Origin of the sequence: Bradyrhizobium sp. 26S5, assembly GCF_036923295.1 — a bacterium.
GTDB classification, from domain to species: domain Bacteria; phylum Pseudomonadota; class Alphaproteobacteria; order Rhizobiales; family Xanthobacteraceae; genus Bradyrhizobium; species Bradyrhizobium septentrionale.
The window spans coordinates 77,106-99,296 of record NZ_CP145949.1 but is presented as its reverse complement, the minus strand read 5'-3'; the positions used below and the strand labels follow the sequence as shown (position 1 = coordinate 99,296).

The 22,191-nt window shown below is 60.1% G+C and carries 18 protein-coding genes and 2 pseudogenes; 4 read left to right on the top strand and 16 right to left on the bottom strand.

Annotated features, from left to right (window positions below; translation table 11 throughout):
• Positions 1 to 67 precede the first annotated feature (67 nt).
• From V5279_RS46015 to V5279_RS45995, 5 genes are all read right to left on the bottom strand, one after another.
• Entirely contained in the window at positions 68 to 1,822 is a 1,755-nt protein-coding gene (locus tag V5279_RS46015) for an ATP-dependent helicase (protein ID WP_338702078.1), read from the bottom strand.
• Positions 1,819 to 3,639: an ATP-dependent nuclease gene (locus tag V5279_RS46010; RefSeq protein ID WP_338702076.1), complete on the bottom strand. Its 1,821-nt coding sequence runs from the start codon at positions 3,637 to 3,639 to the stop codon at positions 1,819 to 1,821. The genes V5279_RS46015 and V5279_RS46010 overlap by 4 nt, the downstream gene beginning before the upstream one ends.
• 1,515 nt (positions 3,640 to 5,154) lie before the next feature.
• The gene (locus tag V5279_RS46005; protein ID WP_338702074.1) at positions 5,155 to 5,919 is read right to left on the bottom strand and encodes an ImmA/IrrE family metallo-endopeptidase; all 765 of its coding nucleotides are present in this window, start codon (positions 5,917 to 5,919) and stop codon (positions 5,155 to 5,157) included.
• On the bottom strand, positions 5,916 to 6,347 hold the full coding sequence (locus V5279_RS46000) for a hypothetical protein (protein ID WP_338702072.1): 432 nt from the start codon (positions 6,345 to 6,347) through the stop codon (positions 5,916 to 5,918). Before V5279_RS46000 ends, V5279_RS46005 begins: the two co-directional genes overlap by 4 nt.
• Positions 6,344 to 6,919: a sigma-70 family RNA polymerase sigma factor gene (locus tag V5279_RS45995; RefSeq protein ID WP_338702070.1), complete on the bottom strand. Its 576-nt coding sequence runs from the start codon at positions 6,917 to 6,919 to the stop codon at positions 6,344 to 6,346. Before V5279_RS45995 ends, V5279_RS46000 begins: the two co-directional genes overlap by 4 nt.
• 197 nt (positions 6,920 to 7,116) lie before the next feature.
• Here V5279_RS45995 and V5279_RS45990 point away from each other — a divergent pair, with 197 nt between their 5' ends.
• The 3 genes from V5279_RS45990 to V5279_RS45980 are packed head-to-tail and all read left to right on the top strand — an operon-like array spanning position 7,117 to position 11,755.
• The gene (locus tag V5279_RS45990) at positions 7,117 to 8,280 is read left to right on the top strand and encodes a hypothetical protein (protein WP_338702068.1); all 1,164 of its coding nucleotides are present in this window, start codon (positions 7,117 to 7,119) and stop codon (positions 8,278 to 8,280) included.
• Positions 8,281 to 8,282: 2 nt separating this feature from the next.
• Entirely contained in the window at positions 8,283 to 10,550 is a 2,268-nt protein-coding gene (locus V5279_RS45985; RefSeq protein ID WP_338702066.1) for a ThiF family adenylyltransferase, read from the top strand.
• A 29-nt stretch (positions 10,551 to 10,579) separates the two neighbouring features.
• Positions 10,580 to 11,755 carry a patatin-like phospholipase family protein gene (locus V5279_RS45980; protein ID WP_338702064.1) on the top strand — a complete coding sequence of 392 codons (1,176 nt, stop codon included), beginning with the start codon at positions 10,580 to 10,582 and terminating at the stop codon, positions 11,753 to 11,755.
• 342 nt (positions 11,756 to 12,097) lie between these two features.
• Here V5279_RS45980 and V5279_RS45975 read toward each other — a convergent pair whose 3' ends face one another.
• Positions 12,098 to 12,319 carry a hypothetical protein gene (locus V5279_RS45975; RefSeq protein WP_338702063.1) on the bottom strand — a complete coding sequence of 74 codons (222 nt, stop codon included), beginning with the start codon at positions 12,317 to 12,319 and terminating at the stop codon, positions 12,098 to 12,100.
• 196 nt (positions 12,320 to 12,515) lie between these two features.
• Between V5279_RS45975 and V5279_RS47165 the strand changes: the two are divergent.
• Positions 12,516 to 12,753: pseudogene (locus tag V5279_RS47165) on the top strand (IS30 family transposase); the annotation flags it as partial.
• Positions 12,754 to 12,947: 194 nt separating this feature from the next.
• On the opposite strand, the gene V5279_RS45970 reads toward V5279_RS47165, so the two are convergent.
• From V5279_RS45970 to guaB, 10 genes and pseudogenes are all read right to left on the bottom strand, one after another.
• A complete protein-coding gene (locus V5279_RS45970) occupies positions 12,948 to 13,556 on the bottom strand; it encodes a UbiX family flavin prenyltransferase (RefSeq protein ID WP_166106874.1) in 609 nt (202 codons plus the stop codon).
• A gap of 91 nt (positions 13,557 to 13,647) precedes the next feature.
• Positions 13,648 to 14,775 carry a nucleotidyltransferase family protein gene (locus V5279_RS45965; protein ID WP_166106876.1) on the bottom strand — a complete coding sequence of 376 codons (1,128 nt, stop codon included), beginning with the start codon at positions 14,773 to 14,775 and terminating at the stop codon, positions 13,648 to 13,650.
• A 512-nt stretch (positions 14,776 to 15,287) separates the two neighbouring features.
• Positions 15,288 to 16,052: a dTMP kinase gene (locus V5279_RS45960; protein ID WP_166106879.1), complete on the bottom strand. Its 765-nt coding sequence runs from the start codon at positions 16,050 to 16,052 to the stop codon at positions 15,288 to 15,290.
• Positions 16,053 to 16,195: 143 nt separating this feature from the next.
• Positions 16,196 to 16,852: a hypothetical protein gene (locus tag V5279_RS45955; RefSeq protein ID WP_338702260.1), complete on the bottom strand. Its 657-nt coding sequence runs from the start codon at positions 16,850 to 16,852 to the stop codon at positions 16,196 to 16,198.
• A 518-nt stretch (positions 16,853 to 17,370) separates the two neighbouring features.
• On the bottom strand, positions 17,371 to 17,658 hold the full coding sequence (locus V5279_RS45950) for a hypothetical protein (protein ID WP_338702259.1): 288 nt from the start codon (positions 17,656 to 17,658) through the stop codon (positions 17,371 to 17,373).
• 357 nt (positions 17,659 to 18,015) lie between these two features.
• Positions 18,016 to 18,171: pseudogene (locus tag V5279_RS47160) on the bottom strand (helix-turn-helix domain-containing protein); the annotation flags it as partial.
• Positions 18,172 to 18,292: 121 nt separating this feature from the next.
• Positions 18,293 to 18,985 carry a 7-carboxy-7-deazaguanine synthase QueE gene (locus V5279_RS45945; protein WP_166106886.1) on the bottom strand — a complete coding sequence of 231 codons (693 nt, stop codon included), beginning with the start codon at positions 18,983 to 18,985 and terminating at the stop codon, positions 18,293 to 18,295.
• Positions 18,986 to 19,046: 61 nt separating this feature from the next.
• Positions 19,047 to 20,234: a UbiD family decarboxylase gene (locus V5279_RS45940; protein ID WP_338702257.1), complete on the bottom strand. Its 1,188-nt coding sequence runs from the start codon at positions 20,232 to 20,234 to the stop codon at positions 19,047 to 19,049.
• On the bottom strand, positions 20,227 to 20,700 hold the full coding sequence (locus tag V5279_RS45935) for a phosphoribosyltransferase (RefSeq protein ID WP_166106891.1): 474 nt from the start codon (positions 20,698 to 20,700) through the stop codon (positions 20,227 to 20,229). Before V5279_RS45935 ends, V5279_RS45940 begins: the two co-directional genes overlap by 8 nt.
• A 56-nt stretch (positions 20,701 to 20,756) precedes the next feature.
• Positions 20,757 to 21,941, bottom strand: coding sequence for an IMP dehydrogenase (gene guaB, locus V5279_RS45930; protein WP_166106893.1), 1,185 nt, complete (start codon positions 21,939 to 21,941; stop codon positions 20,757 to 20,759).
• Positions 21,942 to 22,191: the final 250 nt, after the last annotated feature.

Here is a 22,191-nt window from a genome sequence, read left to right as displayed (position 1 = left end):
CTAACAAGACATTGCGAACACGGAACGGATCAGTGGCGTTGCCGTTGGGCAGCGTGTAGCCGAGTTCTCAGACAAGCCCAACACCGTCTTGCCCGAGAAACCGAGAGGGTGCATTTCCCCAACGGTCTGGCTCGGCGATGTACATCAAGACGCGTTCCGCGCGCGTCACCGCAACATAAAAGAGCCGCTTCTCAGCGTCCATATCCTCGGCGCGGAAATGAGGAAACCGGCCCTCGCGTAGGTTGATGAGAGCGACCGCGCCATATTCGCGCCCTTTTGAATTGTGGATGGTCGTGAGGCGTACTGCCCTGTCCGGCGACGCAAACAATCCCAGGTCTTCTATGGTCAGGTTGGCAAGGTCGACGTTCTGGCCTCGCATATCAGCCTTCATTTCCTGAACAGAGGCGTAAAACAACCCGGCATGCGCTTGGTCGATTAGTCCATCGCTTTGCAGGATAAATCCCGTCGCCTGCGACATCGCGTCAAGCCATTGGATCGCCCCACCCGCTTGCGCAAGGCGCAAAGCTTCGCGCAGCAACCGAACGAGCGTTACACGTCCGGCGTACGAGAAGATTTCGAAGCAGGCCCTTGCGGTCGCATCCTGCACGGCATGAAACAGGGCGCGCTCAAGCTGGCGAATATTGTGTGCTCCGGGATCAACGATATAGCCGCAAAGCTGTTCCGCCAGCGAGGCGAAGAGACGGGATCGGCGATACGGCCTCGCTCCTGGGCCGACGACTGGCACGCCAAATTCTCGGAGACGTCGGGAGAGCGGAAACAAGGGTGCCCATTCTCTGGCGAGAATAGCAGCGTTGCCAAACTCAATCCCCTCATCCGCCAGTAATGGAAGAAAATGCTCGGTAATCGCTTCGAACGTTCCGCTGGTCTGAACAAGAGATGGCTCGATGCGGGCAGCCCGGTTCCGCCCCACGCTCTGCATCGCTGGCACACGAGGAATAAGGCGCTCCGCATGCGTCACGATTGGCGGACTGGATCGGAAGTTACCCGTAAGCGATAAGTCCGTTCTTGCGCCAATATGTACAGCAAATGGCTGAATGAGCTCCGGACGCGCGCCCGTGAACCCGAAGATCGACTGAGCCGGATCGCCCACGGCGAATATCCGCGACAGTCCCTGCGCGTGAATGAGCTTCAAAATCTCGATCTGAAGTTCGGTCGTGTCCTGAAATTCGTCGATCAGAAAACTCGAAAAGCGACACGAAAGGGAATGCGCGATCAATGGATGATCGCGCAAGAGGCAATAGGCCTTATAAATGATGTTGGCGAAGTCAACGAAGCCCAGCTCAGCGCACTTCTGCCAGAAGTATGGGGCAGCGCGTCTAACGGGTTCGTTGCCCAGGGCAACCCCGATCAAGTTTCCATGGATGTCCAAGCTGAGGGATGCGAAGGCCTCGAAGTCAGCCGCCCTCATTTGCAGCAGGTTTACCTGTTCAGCCGCCCAACGCGCGATTTCTTCAAATTCTGGGCGATCACGGGTGAGCACCCGGATAGAACCGGCGAAGCCCGGCACCAGCCACACAAATGGGCGTAGCACTTCGCTCAGACAGAACGAATGGATCGTTGAAACGACGAAGTGTTGCTTGTCGCCGTCGAGCAGGTGGGCGGCCAGCCGCTGCTCAATTTCCTGAACGGCGGCGTTGGTGTAAGTGATGCAAGCGACCGCTTGCGGGCTTCCCCGCAGCTTCTCGATCTCCTGCGCGAGACGTGCTGTGATCGTCCGTGTCTTTCCACTGCCGGGACATGCCGTAAGCAGGATGTTGTCTTCGCACTCGACAGCGTCGCGTTGTTCCGCCGTTAGGCTCATTGGGCACGCAACCATTCAACTGCATCTGCGATATAACTAGGAAGCTCGGTTGCTTGCGCGACGTGCCGAGCCGCGACTTGTGCGAACCGGCCTTTTCCGAACCGCTTCGCTGTCCGCAGGACAGCGTCCTTCAACTCGTCGTCGACTCCCAAAAAGTCTGCGTCAGATATTTTTTGAGCGATACGCGGTGCACCGAGCGCTCGCGTTGCGGTTTCAAGCATGGCGAGATTACCGTCGGTCGTGATTTCACGCTCGAAGGTCGTATCGCCGAGAAAGACCTTCACGTAGGCATTTTCCAGAGCGGCCAAGGCCGGCCTGACGGGCTGATCGTCGTCCTCGTCAGCAGCATCCGCCTCTGCGCCTGCGTCAGCAAGTTCATTAGCTTCAGCCGGGTCCAGATCGGCGTCCGCGACGATAGCGCATTTTTTCGGCAGGCAGCCGGCACTGAAGAGTTTGGCGAACACATCGAAATGAACGCCGTGAATGGCTATGACTGAAATGCCCTCGCGCTCAAGGTCGACGCCTAAAATTGCCTTCACGAGCGGCGGTATCAACAGGACTTCGGCCGCACCTTCGACGAGCATAACTTTGCGCGCGAAAAGTAGGCTTGATTTTGTGGCATCGAGATAGCGTTCGAGATCTGTAACATCTTCTTCCGCAAGATCGGCATTAGCAGCGATCGTGCCGGCAAACGGGGCCGTCGCGCCCGTGTTAGTCAAAAGGATAAACGAGTCCAGCGCCGCCTTCGACGCGATATTTGGACTGTGGGTCGTCAAAAGGGATTGGAATGGTAAAGCGCGCAGCGCTTCAAGAAGCGTGAGCTGAAGCTGAGGGTGTAAATGCGCCTCTGGCTCTTCGATCAAGATTAGCTCACCGGCAGAGCGGCCAATTGCGGCCCGCTTACGGAAATACTCTATCAGAATTGATATATATAGAACATTGTTGAGACCGAGACCGTTGCGGCGGGGCTCGAATCGCTGCATCGCGGCACTGCTCAAGAGCACATTCAGATTTCGTACAATGGATTGAAATGACGGCGCGGATAGGCCTAATTCCACATCGAGGCTGAAAGCTGGCCCGGTGACTTCCTTAAGAGCGGTATCGATCGCTCCCGAAATCGCTTGGACAGTGGGCGAACCTTCGATGGTATCGTTCGCGTCCTGGATTGCTTCGATGAGTGCTGCCTGCTCGTTCTCGCTGATCGCGCTAGCGTCGATCAATCTGGCCAACGGGGACTGCCGTGGCTGGCGTAAATCGTTTTCGACGTCGCGTAAGGCATGGAGGTAGACGACCAGAAACGACTGTAGGTATTGAAGGCTCACGGTCGTGGCGCCAAGCGCGTCGTTCTCCGTGTCCCATTCGATATGTCTCAGCTCGACTGCGGGATTGCCGCCACCCACCAACTCCCATGCGTAGTCCGCCAAAGTGAGCGTGTTGGGCTGCCGGCTCCTCAGGCTGATAGCTTCCCGCACGGCCCGCTTCGGCCTGAAGCGATAGAAAAGGCGCGCTCGATCCTGTCCAATCTGCGTTCCATGCAACATGGCCTCTTCATTGTCGCGGCCCTCAAAACCTGTGAACTCCACGCCGATCAACACCTGAAACGGTAGGCGTTGGTCAACATCGCAGTGTACGTCGTCTTTCACGAGGGCGCGGTACGCAGACGACAGGTTCACGTCGAGGCACAGGCGCAAAGCCTGAATGAGGTTCGACTTGCCGGTATTATTCTCCCCGACAACACAGGTAGTACGCTCCGCGACCTGCGCGTCGATGAATTTGAGTGATCGATAATTCTTGATGACAATACGGCTTAGCTGCATTCGATCCCCCGCGCGCGCTCGCTCTGTCGGCAAACGTCCCACTTTCGCATGCGGACGAGCTAAATTCACGCTATAATCGTTGCAATTTAACATCTTTAGGTAGTCCGGCTACACTGGCTATTTGCGCTTGCGAAGCGGGACATCGCTTTCCTCGGGGCGCGCCACGCTGTTGATGCCACCTGCCAAAACCTTGCGCTCGGTTTCGCCCGTGTCGGACTTGGCCCCAATCATGGCTTTCGTCCTGCCGGGTCTGCGCGGCTAGCGAATCGGCAACGATCTTGCCATCGGACACTCGGAAGCGGATCCACTCTCCGGCTGCTAATGGGGTTCGTGGAAGGCTTCCTCGAATGGTTATCCAACCTGACGATCGCTTGGGGGTCGGTACAATGAAGGTTTCACCCGAGGGAAAATTGCCCCATGTTCCGTCTTCAATCTGTCCTGAGCTTATTATTGGAATGCTATCCAATTGAACGACTAGGCTATCAATGTTGCCTGAGGGATTAGGCGTGTGAAGAGTAGCGGTACGCGCCCTTGCCAACGCGGCGAAGACCAGCCGACAGGAGGTAGCTAAGTTTGCGATACTTCCGTCGCAGAGGGCCAAATTTTGGACATCAACTCCGGGCATAGATGCGACGCGCCAGTTTTGACCAGAGTGGCCAAGGTTCTGGAGCAGATCGAGACGGGCGCTTGTCGTTTCTGGCGACCATTCCATAAGGACAACGATGCCTCGCGGCGCGTCCGCTCTAATGAAGTCCGGTCCGAAGGACGGTTTATAGCCGTTCAAAAACTCGTCGCGCCGGAATCCGAGAATGCGAGCATTTACGCCAAGAATTCGAGCTACGTCCGCTATGCAATCAGCAGCAGGCCTGTACTCTTCTTGGCAGATGATAAACAGAAGGTCTCCTGAAGATAGCCGAAGACCATCGTTGATAAGAGCGGTGGCGCCTGCGCGGCTAGCGTCGTACTCGTTTCCAACGTTCGCAGCGGTGCCCTCTGATGAAATGGTCATTCAGACTTACCTTGATAGACAAAAATCAAACATGCGCCTGTGTTGCAGCGTCAAACCACCAAAGCGGCATGCTCCTTTAAGTTGAAAGCGAGCGCAACCCTCTAAAGTTCAATATAAATCTCTTGTTTGGTTCGCCGGGCTGCAATCGGGGGTTGGCGGGGCAATATAATACCGCCAGACGATCTAGCTCGGTCCCACCAGCGAAAGCCTGACGTTCTCCGGCCAACCTTCAAAGGCGACTACCGCCGGTCAAGTGAAACTGTCATCCAGTCTCGCATCATTTATCCGATGAAGCCTTTTGACTGTTTACGGATAAAACTTCCGACCGGTTACAGTCGTAATCCGCTCGTCATTTGGAAGGCGCGCAATTTCGCTATGGGGGTCGCCGCAATAAATCCGCGTCGAGCTTTGCTCTTAGTTGGGATGCAATCTCGTCAGCAGCCTGCGATTATTTGCGGCGAAACGCCGACCATTCAATCCAAAAATTCTCCCCGCCGTGAGGGCGCTCAACCAAGGCCTTCCGCAGGGAGGATCAGCAAGGTCAACACCTCTTCATTTGGCAGCAGAAACGACTGCTCCTGAATTTCGTACCGATCCGCGCCACGAAATTCAAACCATGCGTCTGCGCCGATATTCCGCACGTATGAAATCTCCGCAGCGCCGCCGAACAGCATCTCAAATGCGATACTCTCGGCATCAAGCTCGTCTTTGGGAAACCACCAGCCGGGCACCATTGGCGCTCTTCTGAACCAGCGCTTTCCGGATTTGTTATGGCAAACAACTAACAGCGGGAAGCGGTCGGACTCGACAAGTTTGAGCAGGGTTGCCGTGGCACTGACCTTGAACTCATCCGCTATTTCCCGCACAGACGAGAGCACCACGCGTTTCATCTTCCCGGCAATTGGCCGGAACATGAAATCCGGCAGCAATAGATCGGAGGCAAATTGGTCGGCCTGGGTCTCTGGATTGAGAGCGCTGTATGACGGATTTCCGATGTCCCCTGCACCACAGAAGAGAATGCGGCCCCGATGGTGGTGCCAATGCCCAATCTCGTGAGCGATGGAAAACCTCCGCCGGGTTGGAATCGAGCGGCTGTTGACTGTGATGATCGCCCGATGCTGAGCGCCCACGATCATAGCTTCGCATCTATCAAGGGGCCGATATTTTATGACCGCGCCGCCCGCCCATGCGATCGCCTCAAGATCGATCTGGGCCGGCCTCTCGATCCCGAGCGCAACTAGCATTTTTTCCGCGGGGCGCAAGACACTCACTCCTTGCCGTCGCGTTCCAACCGCTCGAGTTCAACCATATCTTCGATCAAGCCTTCGATATCCTGATCTGAAAGTCCTTGCCCCTTACGCGCAGCCATCATGAATTTCTTGTCTGGATCGCCGCCACCCGATTGGAGATGGCCAAGGCGTTTTCTCGCTGCTTCGCGCTCAAGGGTGGAGACATTGCTGCCATTGTCACGCCATGCAGTCAGTTCGGCGCGGGCACGTTCGAGGCGTGCACGGGCAGATGCCGCGCGTGCAGATGCAAGTGCCGAATCGATCCGTGCGACCATGGCATCGGGATGGCCGCCAGCGGCGGCAATCTCCTTGCGCAACTCGTCTCCCGATGCGTTGAGAATACTGTCCACCAAGCCGTCCTCTATTCGCTCAAGCTCTTCATGCGCGGTCGGTTTGTGGGGAGTGCTCATGTGATCCACCCGTCAGGATAGGTCTTTCTCATCTTCATTCTGATCCGCTTAATGGCGTAGTCGATCTGGCCTTGATCCAATCCGGTCGCATCGCGCAGTGCCGCGCCGCGCAAGTCCTCCTGCCAGCCGAGCAGCACGAGTTGGGCCTCAGGATCGTCATTAAAGCAATCTTGGATCGCCCGTATGGCTTCGGCATCCTCCCTTTGCACCAGATCGTCCTCAGGGCTAGGCGCGGAGGATGCCGCTTCGGCACTACCGGCTGCGTCCCCGTCTGGAAGCGCCTGTGTCCTGCGCCACGCCTCGCGATCATGGCTTGCAATGCTCCGCATGGTTTCAACCAGGAAGGCCATGAAGGGAACGTCACGCGGACAGTTCCGGTCGGCCGTCAGGGCGCGGCAAAGCGCCTCGTGCACCAACTCGCCCTGCGCGAAACGGGTCCCGCGCACCTTGATGGCTTCGATCGCCGCGAGCTTGAGTTTGTCATCCGGCGAAAGCGCCTCGAACGCGCCGATCAGCTCTTCCGAGCTGAGGTAGCCGGTCTCGGATCGCGGATTCACGAAGGGTCTGCCCATGGACTCATGCCGCTCACCGTCCTGCTGGCTATGCCGGGCACCCGCCTCTTTTCAGAAATAGGTGCCGAAAATTCTGAAATGGACCTCTCGCTGGGCATAGTCCCCAAGAAGGCCAAATCCGGCCTTTCGTGGGGACCCAGATCATCGTTCTTTCTTTGTTCTGATAAAGTCCTCCGAAATCGAACGATTCGGCGCTTGTGCGCGCCGCCCAAAACCTAAGGGAACACCACATGGTTGCGAAAGTCCACTTCTTCCCGCTTGGAAATGCGGACACGCTTCGCATCGATCTTGCGAACGGTCTGAAAGTACTCGTCGATTATGCAGACATGCGCTGCGCCGACGACAATGACGATCTGCGGTGCGATTTGCCGGCCGAGTTGCGCCGGGATCTTTCAAAGGCCGGCCGCGACTACTACGACGCCGTCTGCATCACCCATCTGGACGACGACCACTGCAAAGGCTTCGGTGGCTTCTTCTGGCTGCGGCACGCAAAAACCTACCAGGGCGCGGAGCGCATCAAGATCAACGAACTCTGGGTCCCGGCAGCAGCCCTCCTTGAGGAGGGCATCGACGGTGACGCCCGGCTTGTACGTGCCGAGGCCCGGCACCGTCTGCGCGAAGGCAAGGGCGTCTATATCTTCTCCCGGCCGGCACGGCTCAAGAAATGGATGGAGGACAACGGGATCGACTTCGAGAGCCGCAAGCATCTCATCGTTGACGCCGGAAAGCTTGTTCCCGGCTACACCAAGGAGGGCAAGGCGCAGGCCGAGTTCTTCGTCCATTCCCCGTTCGGGTGGCGGCAGGACGAGAACACCGTTGTCGACCGGAACGAGGACTCGATCGTGATGCAGGTTACGCTTCGGGAGGGCAGCCGCGATTCGTATCTGTTCCTCGGCTCCGACGCGAACCACGAAACCCTCTCGCTCATCGTCCAGATCAGCAAGAAGCACGGCAATGAAGGCCGGATGCTGTGGGACCTGATGAAGCTGTTCCATCACTGCTCCTATCTCTCCCTGGGGCCGGAGCGCGGCGTCGACGAGACCAAGGCGGTGCCTGACGTGAAATGGCTCTTCGAAACGCAAGTGCGGCGCGGCGGCATCATCGTCTCGCCGAGCTGGCCTATCCCGGAGAAGGGCTCAAAGGAGGACAAGGACGTCCAGCCGCCACACCGTCAGGCCGCCAACCACCACCGCCGCGTCGTGCGCGATCTCGACGGCACTTTCGTCGTGACCATGGAGCAGCCCTCCAGGGCCCGGCCCAAGGTGTTCGGCTACGAGATCACCGCCTTTGGCGTCGCGCTGATCATCGGGGCGCCGATGGTGAGTTCGGCCGCCGCCAGTTCGACACCGCGCGCGGGATAAGCATGCTGGAAAGCTGGGTCGCAGCGTTCGCTCCCATCGATGTCGCGAGTCTGTCAAACGTGCAGGCCCGCGACGTCGCTGCATTCCTCGGTCGATATGCCGGAGAGATCGCCACGCCCATCGAATTTCGGCGGTCCGGTGACGCCGAGCTCATTGTTCTCGATCTCTTGACCGGCGCGCCCCAAGCCCCTGTCTACCCCATCCGGAAGATTGAGCGCATCGGGCTTCTCTTTCTTGGTGAGGGCCGGTTGCCGTTCGTCGTCATGCTGCGCGACGATTTCCCTGACACCGAACATCAGCAACTGGTTCCCGACGGCTACCCCTCCGTCATCTGCATTGATGACCGGCCGTGGGCGGAGGCGCGGCTCACCTGGACGCCCGCCGAATTACTCGATCGCATCATATCATGGTTCCGCCGGGCTGCGCGCGGTGAGCTGCACGACGCCCGACAGCCGCTCGATCCCATCCTGATCGGCAGCACCCTTAGCTTTCTCGTCGCGCGCTCGGTCCTCGATTCGCCTGCCCCGGGGGACCTTGTCGGCGAGCACGATCAGCACTCCGGGAATGTTCTCCGCGTCAAGCTCCGCACGGAGATCGGCCAGATCAGGCCCGGCATGGAGCCTATGACGATCGCCGCCTATCGCGTGCCGCCGGAAAATATGAAGCGTCTCCGCCGTGCCCCGACGAATCTTGCGGGACTTTCTGCAATGCTCAATGAGCGCGGAATTGATCTCCTCGGGGATTTAAGGGACCGCTTTGCAGCCGGGCTCGCGGCGGGTGTGGAGTCAGCATGGTTCCTCAACGGCCGGTTTGCCGTCATCGTCGAGATGCCGATCCTCTCGCCACGCGACGGGGAAGAACGCGGCGTCGATACGCGCGCGTTTGTCACAGCGGTATCGGCTGGCGACATTGCCGTCGCGCTCGGCATTGCACTGAAGCAGAAGACGCCCGGCGAGGGCAGTAAAGTAGGTTACGTCAAGGCGATCGGCTCCTCTCTGGCCGATGCCAATGCGCTTGCCGCAATCGTGGTTCAAAGCGCCGAAGTGCACCTTGAATTTGAGCGCAGTCTTGCAGCGCGCCTCGCGGGACGAGCGGAACTCGATGCCCGCAAGGCGGTGCTCGTTGGCGCTGGAGCAATTGGATCGCACGTTGCGGACTGCCTCGTGCGCGAAGGCCGGTTCACGTGGACCGTGATCGATGACGACCGGCTCTTGCCGCATAACCTCGCCCGGCACATCGGGCACAATCCGGAAGTGCCCCGCCCCAAGGCAATTGTTCTCGCGGGCCTTCTCAATGCGACCATGCAGGGCGGCAATGTCGCACAGAGCATTGTCGCTAACCTGTTCAGCGACGAGCCCGCGCGCTCCATAATAGACCAGGCGCTGGCGGAGGCTGACATCATCATCGATGCCACCGCTTCTGTCCTCGCGGAGCGGGCCTTGTCAGACCATCAGGCGGGCGCACGCCGCCTGAGTGTCTTCTTCAATCCGTCCGGAGAGTCGGTAGTGCTTCTGGCCGAAGCCCAGGACCGGTCCGTCACGCTGCGTGATATCGAAGCGCAGTATCTCGGGCTCATTTTGCGCACCCCGCGGCTTGCGGACCATCTTGGGAAGCTTGCGGAGACTGTTGCCTACACGGGGGCCTGCCGTGCAATCACCAACCGGATTCCAGAATCGCGGGCGGCCATCCTTTCCGGCCTGGCCGCCAGCGCTATCGCCACCGCGGTCGACAGGCCCGGCGGCGATATCTCGATCTGGACGCTGGAGGCGAACGGCGCGGTAAATGTCGACTCGGCTGTCGTGGAGGAAGTGCAGCGCTTCGAGGCGCATGGCTGGACCATTACCCTCGACGCCGGCCTCGTGCGGCGAATTCATGGGATGCGCAACGACCGGCTTCCCGTGGAAACCGGCGGCATACTATTCGGTTCGATTGATATTCCGGCCAAGCGAATCCATCTCGTAGATGCCCGTCCTGCGCCGCCCGACAGCATCGAGAAACGGACGGAATTTGTCCGTGGTGTGATCGGTGTCGAGGAAGCCATGAACGAGGCCCGGCGGAGGACTGCCGGGCAAGTCCGGTACATCGGGGAGTGGCACTCTCATCCACCGAAGGCGTCCGCCCGGCCAAGCTCAGTCGATGCTCTTCAGATCGATTGGCTGGCCGGGTTGATGGGGATGGACTCGGTGCCGGCCTTGATGGTCATTGCCGCCGACAAGCAGCTATCGGTCATCTTCGCCGCTCAACGTGCGACCCCGCTAACACGGGACTGATCGATATGACCGGTGGAGAGCCCGAACCCATGAAGAGGACAATCGGCCTGGCTCTTTCAGGAGGCGGCTCGCGCGCGGTCGCCTTTCACTTGGGCTGTCTCCGCGCCCTCAACGATCTGGGAATTCTGGACCAAGTTAAGATCCTCTCGACCGTCTCCGGCGGCAGCGTCATAGGCGGTCTTTATGCAATGAACAGTGCGTCGTTTCCCGAATTCGAGAAGCGCGTTCGAGAAATGCTTGCCGACGGGTTGATGTGGCCGACCGTCAAGATGGCGTTCTCCAGTTCCGAAGGCCCTAAGGCGCTTCTTTGTGCCACGATGACCGGATCGATCAATCTCGTCCTCCTGCTTGTCTCCTGGATCGTCTGGGTGCTCTCGTTCGCGATGCCGCCGGAGAGGCGTGGAAAACTCCAAATCGCGGGCTGGAGGCCGATCCGTCGTTTTGCGAGTAGGACCACGATACTGCGCCGCGCGATGGACCAAAAACTGTTCAACGGAGCGCGGCTGCGCGATCTCAAAGGCAAAACGCCGCTTCTCATCATCAATGCGGCTGAAATGCGCACCGGATCGGCGTTCTATTTCTCGGCGAACGAGTCGGGGTCCTGGAGGCTTGGTAGGTTGGCGCGCCCGGATATTCCTCTTGCTTACGCGGTCACGGCGTCCGCCGCGTTTCCAATGTTCCTGCCGGCCTTCGACGAGGTCCTGCCGTTTGACAGGCGCGACGGGTCGCGGCGCGTCGAACGGGTTTCGCTCTCCGATGGCGGAGTCTACGATAATCTTGGCCTCGCTCCGCTATGGCCGGACAGAGAGCCGTCGATCAGCCTGAACGTCGATCCCGTCGATACGATCATTTGTTGCAGGGCCGGTTATGGCCTGCGCCATGATCCGCCGAATCAATTCCTGCTGGCGCGGCTCAAGAGCGCCTTCGCTTCCATTCATGATCGTGCCCAGAATGCAGCCACAAAGCGCCTCTTTGACCTCAAGAGCCATGGAAAATTACGCACCGTTGTGATGCCCTACCTCGGCCAGGATGACAGCCGCCTGAAATTCGCTCCGACAGGTCTTGTCACCCGCGAGGAGGCGTATGCTTATCCCACGGACTTCTCAGCGATGCAGCCGGAGTGGATTGAGCGCCTCAGCCGGCGAGGCGAGCAGCTTACAACGGCTTTGATCGCTGAACACGCACCGCACCTTCTGAAGAGCTAGCGACCTTTCCCGCCGACTTGCACGACACTTGCGCGGCCTTCTTACGCAGGCCGTCAACGGCGTCTCTCATCATGCCTACCCTGCGCCGGTGCGCGCCCGCTTCAAGGGCTTCGCCCTCGGTCATTCGATATTGTCATCCGAGCTGACTCACGTATCTACAACTGAACACGTCGGCCTCGTAGAAGATGTCGGTCGGCTCATCACGCCTAAATTGCGCTACTTGGCGTTATCTCTCGGGCTGCCATTTGTGTCTTTCCGCTCCGGCCGAGCTCATTCGGCTGGTTCGGGCGCCTGGGGCGATGAACCCGATATTCCCGATTAGTCGCATGGCGCCCTCACTGGCTAAGCACCCCTTACGTAAAATTTTTCAGATTGAGCACGCATATCGCCATCCTGCGGGCTGTCGGTGAAGCGGAATTGGAGGAGACTTCGATCGTCACCTCCGGCTGTTGGGCCGAACACCTTGTCACCCCGGCGCTTGCCGACCGGGACGCCCGATCCACTATAGATGTACTCACCGGATTCCTGCAGCGGACGCCCGTCCTTAGTATAGAGGCTCATCATTCTCCTCCTGATGCGGAAATTGCAGCGGCACTACAATAGTGGCGCCCAGTTTCATCCTTCGGGGCACGCCAGTAAAGTCAGAGAGCAGACCAATTTGAAAGCGTGAAGGAAGAAATTGTTTCGCGTTACCTTGTCCTGCCAGATTGCCCCATCGGGAGCATGCTCGAAGCGGATGACAAAACGTAAGGGTTATGAAAGAGAACTGCGACGCAACGCGGCCACCGTCGGCGGCGGTTTGGAGTATCGAGCAACAACCGCCCAACGGCATGCGGATCGATCCGCTCGCCGGCCCAAGCCAACCAAGCTTGCGCTCAATGCAACCTCGTCCACTGATGTGGAGGAGAGACTTGCTGGCGGCGACGTAGCCCCGAGCGGCGGTCCCGTTCCTAGCTAGTCCCACCGTTCCGTGGAAGGGCCGCCGGCATGGCCGGCACTAGAATCGGCGATGGGCCAAAGCCTGAAGACCGAACTATGCACCACGATGGTTGGTATTCGCGTTGGCAGAGAGGTCGTAACGTCTATTAAACTCAAACACAATCAATTGCTTACTCGATAAATTCAATGCCGGCCGGGCCACGAGTCTTTTGTGTCGCGATATGCGGCGGTACGAGACGCTAAATCTGCAATCTCACTTCAACGGCCGGCGTCTCAGATCTGAATCTTCGCCCCAACGTCGGATGGGGCCCACTTCTATGTCGAACAAATCCAACATACGTCCCACCGTGTGATCCACCATCTCCTCAATCGTGTTGGGTCTGGCATAAAACGCCGGAACTGGAGGTGCGACGATTGCACCAATTTCGGATAACGCCGCCATGGTTCGAAGGTGACCGGCATGTAACGGGGTCTCCCTTACCATCAGCACAAGCCGCCTGCGCTCCTTCAGCGTGACGTCGGCCGCTCGTGTTAGCAGTGTTGTCGTCGTGCCGTTAGCGATTTCAGACATCGACCGAATCGAGCATGGCGCAACGATCATGCCGAAGGTGCGAAACGATCCGCTCGCGATCGATGCCGCCATATCGTTGATGTCGTGAGCGGTGTGAGCCAAAGCCTTGACGTCAGCGATCTTGACCGCCGTTTCATACGCAAAGGTCAGTTCAGCTGTCTTTGACATCACCAGATGCGCTTCAACGCCGGCGTTGCGCAACAGCTGGAGCAGACGCAGGCCGTAAATTGCACCGGAAGCTCCTGAAATGCCGACGATCAGTCGGCGCTGAGATGCGATCGGGGCGTTCATCTAAACTCCTCACAAGTTGTACAACCGACCACCGCACAGGGTGCGTTCTCCACAGCAATGCCCTGGCGCTGGATCGGGCGAGCTTTTCTGCCTACCGTCGCCCCCACAGCTTTGGCCACACGTCTCCGAGATCATTGATCTCGATGGGATCGGCGCCTTCAGGCGGCACGCGCGCGTCGTGAATGAAGTCCTGTACGAAGGACGGCAGCGGCACGCCGAAATCGGCAAGATGTTTCAAGGTGTAATATCCGCCAGCGACCAGATTATAGTTGTCGAGGATGGCCACGGTGCGGCCGAAGCTGGCGGCGTCCAGCCGCGGTACCAACCGGATCAAATCGGCGTATTGGTAAAGACCTTTGCTATATTTGTGCACGCCCTCCCAATAGAGCTTGTAGATCAGATGTGCCGTGCTCCACGCCAGATCGGGCACGTAGAGCCGCTCGCCAGCGCATTCGACCGTCTGGACATGAGCCAGAAGATCGTCGAGTTCGATGTCGAGCGACAGCTTGTGGTGAATGTCGACGACCGCATAGCACCATGGGGCCTCCGTCAGGGCATCGTGCCAGAACTGGTGGGCCCACGGCTCGGCTGCGATTGCGGCCTTGGTCTCGTCATCGAGATTGGTCGGCTGCAGGCGGCGGACTAGAAAGCCGAGTTCGAAATGGCTTTCTTCGACGATCGCGCGCAATTGCCGGTCGGCGCGATAGAAGCGGGGAAGATCCGGATCGCGCTGAGCCTGATGGAAGCCCGACTTGAGCGCAAGGCCTTCGGCCATCTCGAGGTCAGGCCAAGCTACGCCGAGATCAAAATCCCACGCCGCTCGCATATGGCGTGCCGGATAGAGGAAGCAGGCGGAAGCTGCGCCCTTGAGCAAGGAATGCCGAAGACCGGCGTGCTGAAGCTCACCCAAGAAATCGCGGCATCCGGCGATCTGGGCCCGTTCGAACGCCGTGACCGCAAGACAGGCGCGAACGGTGCGGAGATGGTCATGGGGCGTCATCATTGCGGCGAGGTCCTTGAGAACCTCTGTTGTCAGTGAAGGCAGGATTTGCCAGGAATCGAGCATTCGAGCGAGCAACTCGCCGGAATTCTCGGAGGCTCGCGCCACCGTCGCGTCCGGCGCGACACCAGCGATCAATGCCATCAGGTCGGCTTCGGCCTGCACCGCGCTCGAACCACCGGTGGTATCGCTGCCGTGTCCGCCAGCTGCTTCGTCCACGGCCGGGGCAGCGGCTTGCAATTGCCGTTTGGTACTGCGACTTTTGGCCGATGCTTTCGCCATATCAGATTTCAATCCTCACCATCGGCAAGTCCTCGCGCGCTGGAGCAGGAGCAAGCTTGGCAACGACCTGCGACGCAATCGCCGATGCCGTTCGCGAAAATGCGCTGGTAGGTCTCGTGCCACCTCGCCGACCAACAGCCGGCGTTGCCACGAGCGCCGCGGCAATCTCACTGGCCATGGACGCCGAGTCGTGGCGACGCGGCGGCCCCCTCCGCCTGTGTTGGGAGCCGCGCGAAGCCTTCGAGCGACGCAACTCCGCGACCACTGCGCTCGCGATGAGATCGATATCATAGCGCGGCATGACGGCCCTCCTAACTTTAGGGCGCTACCTAACATCCATACACCTAAAGATTGAATGTATCACAGGTTATGCCCCTCCTCAAGGTGTGCATCATGAGCCGGGTCAGCCATCGCGCCCGATTAGCCCACGCTCCGGCGATCAATCGCTGTTACGACAGCCCCATCGCCGCTAGGATCACGGCGAGTGCCCGCTGAGGTGGCCCGGAGTTATCAACCATCACGACATTGTCTTCGCGTTCCGCCAGCGCCTTGAGCGCTGCACGCATGCGATGGAGGTGGCTGCGCAGGCCTGCTTCGCGCGCGGGCGACACCTGACGCGCGGACGGATCGCGCTCAAGCATCGGCTGGCCAAGGCCATCGACGATCCGGGAGCCGGCTTCGAAGTAGGTGATCGTCCGATGCGACGACAGGATGCGCTGACAGCACAAATCGGGATCACAATCGATAAAAAATAGAATGCTCGGACGCGGCAGATTGGCCGCAAGCGGTTCCATGAAATCGGTCGACATACCCTCGAGCAGTCCGCGCACCTTGAGGGTGAGAATGTAACGATCGACCAGCACGCGAACGTCACTGTTCAAGTCGGCGCGCGCCTGAGTTGCTTGTTCATAGAGGCTTACCCAGTTGAGCAGGTTGAACGTCATCGGATTCGAATTGAGCCATTTCGCCCGTTCGAGCGCGTGTGCGGTAACGTCCGAACGACCGAGCTTCATGACACGGGTGGCCACCTCCCGGGCACGACAGGCCGCGATCACCTCGGCAATCAAGCTGGATTTTCCAGCACCATCGACACCTTCGAACGCAAAGAAATTGTTGGGCCGGAGCAGTGCCGGCTCGAGCAGATTAATCGGCGGTTGTTTCGGATAGACTTCGGGGATGTCGCCCTGCGATGGTGTATCGTCGGAAAATTGCATGGAGCCTTCGTCCTCGGAATTCAAGCCGCGCTGCGACAGTCGCTGGCGATCCGATCGTCACGACCGAGCTGGTCCCGGCCGACGGCGTGCCGGCGGTCAAGAGCCAGGCTCCATATTACCTCATCGCTCTCGACGCGCGAGCGTTACGATTGCTTGGCCACCGAAGCCGACTTCTCCCCGGACGCGGACTTCACATCTTCGCTGGGCTTCGCCGCAACCGCCTGCTGAGCCGCCTCGACTGCTTTGGCGCGCTGCCGTGTCACCGCATCGACGACAGCAGCGACGATCCGGTTCCGAAAGTCGATCGCGCCCGCTGCGGAACCCTGAAGGCGCGGCGACGCAAGCCGCGAGGCGATCTGGCTTGCAAGCACGTCGACATGGTCGATGCCCTTGCTCTTACGCGCGTCGAGCTTTGCAATCACGGCCTCGGCAACCTTGGCGACATCCACCGCCGCGAAATCGCTGCCGAAGTCCGACCGCGTTTCGGGAATCCGCGATGCGACCTGACGAGCGACTCGGCTTGCGATCTGGGTTCCTGCCAACGTTTTCGACGCCGCCGAAGCGGCGTTGGGCCGTGCATCGGCCGGACCGCCAGGCTGGCCCAACCGCTGCGCGACCGCGCTCGCGACCGCGCCCGCAAGCCGGTTCGGCCGCGCCGATTTCCGTGCGCCCGGCGCATTGAGACGACCAGCGACGGCACTGGCCACAGCTCCGGCAAGACCTATCGCCCGTTTGCGCGGGCGTCGCTTGGAGGCGATCCGTGCGAGTACGGCGCGCGCCAGACTATCAACTTGGCTCATAGTGCTCTCCTGGTTTGTGCTACCGATGACGAGACCGCCTGCGGTCACGATCGGCCGATGGAAATAGGGCAACGCTCCAGGCGCCGCGGTACGGCTGCGCCTGGAATCGGATGTGCGAATCTACTGGCGACGTTTCCCTCGCGCCGCCAGACGGCGTGCGACAGCACTGGCGACCGCCGCCGCCAGGGACTTGCGCTTCGGCCGGCGCGACCGTACCGCCAGCGTTTGGTTGACCGCGCTTGCAATTACTGCGGGCGGGACGCCGCTGGGACCGCGTGCCGCAGGATGCGATAGCCGTCCGCGCCGCTTCGCGGCGCCGGTTCGTTTTGATGCGAGGCGTGCCGCGACCGCCGACGCGATGGCGGCCGGTGCCGGCCGACCTTTGCCCGATAGTGCCAGACGGCGTGCGACAGCACTGGCGACGGCAACCTCAAGAGGCGGACGTCCGCGACGAAGTACCTTGCGCTTTGCTTTGAGGCGACGAACGACTGCGCTCGCCATGGCGTTGACTTTGCGACTCATTTGCGCTCTCCATCATTACGACCGGCCCCGGAATTGGTGACCGGTCGGATTGTCGTGGCTTGCAACAAGATTTCCCTAGCGCGCGAAGCCAACCATCCGCCAAGTTCGTTCCGCGCAACCAGCGACGACGGCCCGTGCACGAGAATCGGCACGCCCGCGTGGCGGCGCAGACGTTCCAGGAAATCGATGATGTCGGCCGCCGCAAGCGGCGCGGCATAGGTCGCGAACGCGGCCTCACCGCGCCGGCCGAATGCCCACAGCACGACGTTGTCGGCGCGTGCCATCCATGCCGCATGCACAAGGTCACCGGAAGCGACCTCGTAGAGGCTACGTCCCGCCGCACGCCGAGTCATGCCATTCCGAGATCGCTCCGAATTGCCAGCGCCATTCGCTGCCGGCGGGGCAAACCCCCAGTCTCGCACGTGACGCATCACGGTCCACCGCGACATTTCGCTCTTGCAGGTGCGAAACGCTAAGGCCTGCACGCTGCGCCACGTCCATAGCGCATCATCGAGGCCAAGATCGTCGGGCAAACGGGTGCCCACCGCTAGCCGCACGGCCTCCAGTCCGCGCGGAGCGCGTGATCGCGTTGGCCGGCCGGCCGCCCGCGCCATCAGTTCCGCCACACCCCCAGTTCGAAACCGCATCGCCCAGTTGCTGACCGAGGCGCAGCTTGTCCCCAGTATCGCCGCGACCTGGGATTGCGACAGTCCGCGACCGAGCGCCCGAACCGCACGGATGCGGCGGACCTCCCTCTGCGCAGGTGTAAGGCGCTGCACAGGTATATGACGATCCATCATACAACCCAAGATGACATAAATCGCACCGGTTTCAAGTCATTTCTGCACCAATAATTTCACTTATTTTTGCACAGGTCGGCAACGTCTTTCCGACGTTTCCACACGATACCGAGCGATGTCAGGCAACTCCGATCAGCTTGTGGACCTGGAGGCACAGCCGATACCCGAAAGTCATCGCCACCTGCGTGCAGGCGTGGAGATTACGGGCATTGTCACGGGCGTTGCCGTCGTCCCGCGGCATCACGAAGACGGGGACGCCGGCTGGTGGGCGAAACAGCCGCGTGACTTGCCCAGCCTTTTGTGTCGATGCACAAGGCAGCCCGTCGTCGGGATCGATGTCACCGGCACCAATCACATATTTGAAGGCGCTGACGCGCGGTACAATCCGGCTATGCAGATGCTTGGTCTTAGGACTGCATACGATGGTGATTCCGGGATCGTCGGGAAGGTCGACCCACAACGTGCCGGCGGTCTCGACTTGCACTCGAAGTTGACGAGCCCGGAGCTCTCTGACCAACGGAGCGACGTTCTGGCGCAGCGGCTCGCCGCCGGTAAGGACAATGAGATCGGCGAAACGCGGACGCTCGCGGTCGATGCGCGCGAGCAGTTCGTCAAGCGACGGTCGCCACGACGACGACTCGAAATCGGTATCGCACCAGAAACACTTCAAGTTGCAGCCGGCAGTGCGCACGAACACCGATGGCTCACCCGCGAATGGCCCTTCGCCTTGCAGCGTATAGAAGACTTCCTGGATCCACAGGCTGTCGCCGTCGCCAACCTCCTGTCGTCGGGCGGGATTTGTGCCGTACACGGTGACCTCCATACCCCGGCGATGAACGACCTCACCGACCCATCCGGATCCGGCGCTTCCGCTAATACTCTACCCAGTCATACGCAACCGATCGATCGCAGACGATGCCGACGCGTTCACCCTCACGCCGGCCGTGCCGGATGTGCGGCGCCAAACGACTATGAAGAGGAAAGATGGCCAATTCACCGAGCAGGTTTTCTCCGGCCTCACTGACCACGAACATCTTGCACCGCTGATCGAACGCCATCGCCGCATCCAGCAGATCGACCGACGGCTGTGGGGTCCGGATCAGGGACAGGAACTCGCCCTTGGCGGTTAGCGGATAGGTGATCGAATCGACGACGAAACCAAGCGACGTTAGATGCGCAAACAGTAGCATCTCATTCTGCAGCGACATCAGGGTCAGCCCGCTCTCCTTGCCGCAGAATAGGCCAAGACAGGACGGTTCATCGCGAACCTTGATCTGTTCGACCTCAATCACTGGGCTCAGCGTCGGCGCGCAGTAATAGCCCTTAAACTCGCCAAATGGCGCCTCCGTCTCGCGCCGGCTGGTTACAACGCCGCGGATCACGATCTCGGATTCAGTCGGCGCCGGAGGATAGTTGGTACGGTCGAGGTCCAGCGCATGGCCCCCAAGCCGCGCCGCCGCCTCAAAGCTGTCGAGGTCCACCGGTAGTTTGGCGGCGGCAGCCAGGTAGCAGGCGAGCGGTCCACCATTGAACAGCGTGATCGGTACCGCACTGGCCCGCTTCAATCCATCGTTGACTATCCGGTGACCGTCAGTCCGGGCATCCATGAAGATCACGAGCTTCCTCGGCCCAGCGACATACGCGCGGTAGAAGCCGAGATTCCAGGTGCCGTCCTCACTCTCCAGACAACCGATGAAGGACGTAAGATAGCGACCCTTGTCGCGTGGCTGGTGATGCAACAACGGAAGTGTATCGAGACTCGCCCGCAAATTGACCGCGAGGCTTGGACTACGCATGACCACGCCAGTGCCACTGAGACGCTGCGTCAACGTCGCGAGGCTGGCCTTCGCAGGGACATCGAGGCTGCGGAGCAAGATTTCGCGCTTCAGCAGATTCATCACGAGGCGGAAACCGGGGCAGCCGAGAATGTCGTTGAACTGAAAAGTCGGATAGAAGCCGTGTCGGTTGATCCAGTCGCTGACGAACGAAGTGACCCCCAGCACCGGGGCAATCGGCCGATCAACCATCATCACGCGGGCGTATGTCAGTGCTTCACGCATGGGACAAGTCGTCCTTCCCTTCCCAGGGGAACACAACCCAGCCGTGCACGACACAGCCGTATATATCGACTACACTGCGCGGTGTGCGGGCGCCGAGATTGCGCTGGTTGACGACCAGAGTTGCAGTAACCGGCTCGGCCCCGACATCGCGTAGTGCAGCTACTGCCATCGGCATCGTCATCGCGTGACCGACGATGTCGTCGATCAGCAGCACCCGGCGTCCGGCAACGGCACCCCGGTTGGAAATGCCGTGCCACACCGGAGCGGACTTTGAAGCATCGATGGCGTCAGAAGTCGTGCGCGCGATTTCGATGACGGAAAATGGACGCACGCCGATTCTGTGCGACAGCATGACTGCGGGAACCAGGCCGGAGCGCGCGATCCCAACAATGGCCTCAACTTTCTGCGCAGCAACACGTTCAGCGATCAATTCGACAAGGGCATCTATCTCGGCCCAGCCGAACATGTGAATGGCGGCGGTTGCGGCGCCTCCTTCCGGAGGCACAGAGCTGGCTATGCTAGTCACGACGACCGTTCCAGCCGGTTGGCTGGAGCGACGAACATCGCTGCATAGTTCGGATGGTGCGCCGGCGTATGATCCTGCACGTGCGGACGCCCTTCGTAATTGCCGCTGGCCGTTACCCGGATGAAGCGGGCCTTCTGCTGAAGTTCCGCGATCGTCAGGCTCCCCCCATAGCTCAACCCAGAGCGCACACCGCCGAGATGCTGTCGCAACACATCGGAAAGCAGCCCGGCATAGTCAAAGGTCGCTTCCACCCCTTCGGGAACATAGTTCTTGAATTCCTCCTCGCTCACTTCACCTCCCTCGAGCCGCTTGAGCGTGAGCCCTACGCCAAGTGAAACGAAGCCGTTGGTGATCTTGTAACGACGTCCGTCGCGCTCGATCGGAATCGCGGCGCTTTCCTCGGTACCAGCCAACAACTTGCCCAGCATCACCGAAGCAGCACCGGCCGCGAGCGCCTTGACGATGTCGCCGGAGGTACGGATGCCGCCATCGGCGATCACCGACACGCCGCGGAGCTTCGCCTCGCGTGCGCATTCAAGGATCGCGGAGAGTTGCGGCACCCCGGCTCCGGTAACGATCCGGGTCGAGCAGACGCTGCCGGGACCAATGCCGACCTTCACGGCGCTGGCCCCAGCCTCGACCAGATCGCGCACGCCTTCGGCCGTCGCGACATTGCCGGCGATAAGATCGACGTGCGGATGCGCGGATTTGAGCGCTTGGACAGTATCGATGACATAGTCGGCATGGCCGTGCGCGACATCGACGACCAGCACGTCGGCGCCAGCCTCGATCAGCATTGCGGCCCGGGCGAGCGTGTCGCTCTTAACGCCGACGGCTGCGCCGACGCGTAGCCGTCCTTGTGCATCCCGCGTCGCGCGCGGAGATATAGCAGGGTCGACCACCGCAGCCTTGGTACGGCGTACCTCTTCGGCCTGAGTGTGTGAGGTCGTCATACGATGAATGATGCCGATGCCACCCTCCGCCGCCAGAGCGACGGCGAGCCGAGACTCCGTGCACCACGGTGTGTTGGCTGAGACGATTGGAATCGCCAACGCAATTCGCGGAGTCAGCCGCGTCGAGAGGTCGACAATGGTCCGCGACGTCGCACGTGTGCGGTTTGGAACCAGAAGCACATCGTCGAACGCATATCCTTGCGGAATGCCATCGTTGAAACTGTTCATGGGCGATCTCTGAATTCTGCAAGGACAAAGCAGGTTTCAATCGCGCCAGCGGCGAGGCTCACGATCGCAACCTCAAAATCATCGCTATCCATCAGTATATCTTAGGTTGCGTTTTTTTGCAAATGGATATCTGATGGTTTTGCGACGGACACTCCGTCGAACGTGGTTACGTAAGAGGCCAACGCAAGGAGTGCAGGATGACAATCGAGTTGAATATGGGCGGCGCTGCCGACCCAATCGGCAGCCGCTC

What these genes read in the sequence shown, in the direction of transcription:
- V5279_RS46015 (WP_338702078.1), bottom strand. Translation starts at nt 1,822, where the DNA reads ATGAGCCTAACGGCGGAACAACGCGACGCTGTCGAGTGCGAAGACAAC.
- V5279_RS46010 (WP_338702076.1), bottom strand. Translation starts at nt 3,639, where the DNA reads ATGCAGCTAAGCCGTATTGTCATCAAGAATTATCGATCACTCAAATTC.
- V5279_RS46000 (WP_338702072.1), bottom strand. Translation starts at nt 6,347, where the DNA reads ATGAGCACTCCCCACAAACCGACCGCGCATGAAGAGCTTGAGCGAATA.
- V5279_RS45995 (WP_338702070.1), bottom strand. Translation starts at nt 6,919, where the DNA reads ATGGGCAGACCCTTCGTGAATCCGCGATCCGAGACCGGCTACCTCAGC.
- V5279_RS45985 (WP_338702066.1), top strand. Translation starts at nt 8,283, where the DNA reads ATGCTGGAAAGCTGGGTCGCAGCGTTCGCTCCCATCGATGTCGCGAGT.
- V5279_RS45980 (WP_338702064.1), top strand. Translation starts at nt 10,580, where the DNA reads ATGAAGAGGACAATCGGCCTGGCTCTTTCAGGAGGCGGCTCGCGCGCG.
- V5279_RS45975 (WP_338702063.1), bottom strand. Translation starts at nt 12,319, where the DNA reads ATGATGAGCCTCTATACTAAGGACGGGCGTCCGCTGCAGGAATCCGGT.
- V5279_RS45970 (WP_166106874.1), bottom strand. Translation starts at nt 13,556, where the DNA reads ATGAACGCCCCGATCGCATCTCAGCGCCGACTGATCGTCGGCATTTCA.
- V5279_RS45960 (WP_166106879.1), bottom strand. Translation starts at nt 16,052, where the DNA reads ATGCAATTTTCCGACGATACACCATCGCAGGGCGACATCCCCGAAGTC.
- V5279_RS45955 (WP_338702260.1), bottom strand. Translation starts at nt 16,852, where the DNA reads ATGAGCCAAGTTGATAGTCTGGCGCGCGCCGTACTCGCACGGATCGCC.
- V5279_RS45950 (WP_338702259.1), bottom strand. Translation starts at nt 17,658, where the DNA reads ATGGCACGCGCCGACAACGTCGTGCTGTGGGCATTCGGCCGGCGCGGT.
- V5279_RS45940 (WP_338702257.1), bottom strand. Translation starts at nt 20,234, where the DNA reads ATGCGTGAAGCACTGACATACGCCCGCGTGATGATGGTTGATCGGCCG.
- V5279_RS45935 (WP_166106891.1), bottom strand. Translation starts at nt 20,700, where the DNA reads ATGTTCGGCTGGGCCGAGATAGATGCCCTTGTCGAATTGATCGCTGAA.
- guaB (WP_166106893.1), bottom strand. Translation starts at nt 21,941, where the DNA reads ATGAACAGTTTCAACGATGGCATTCCGCAAGGATATGCGTTCGACGAT.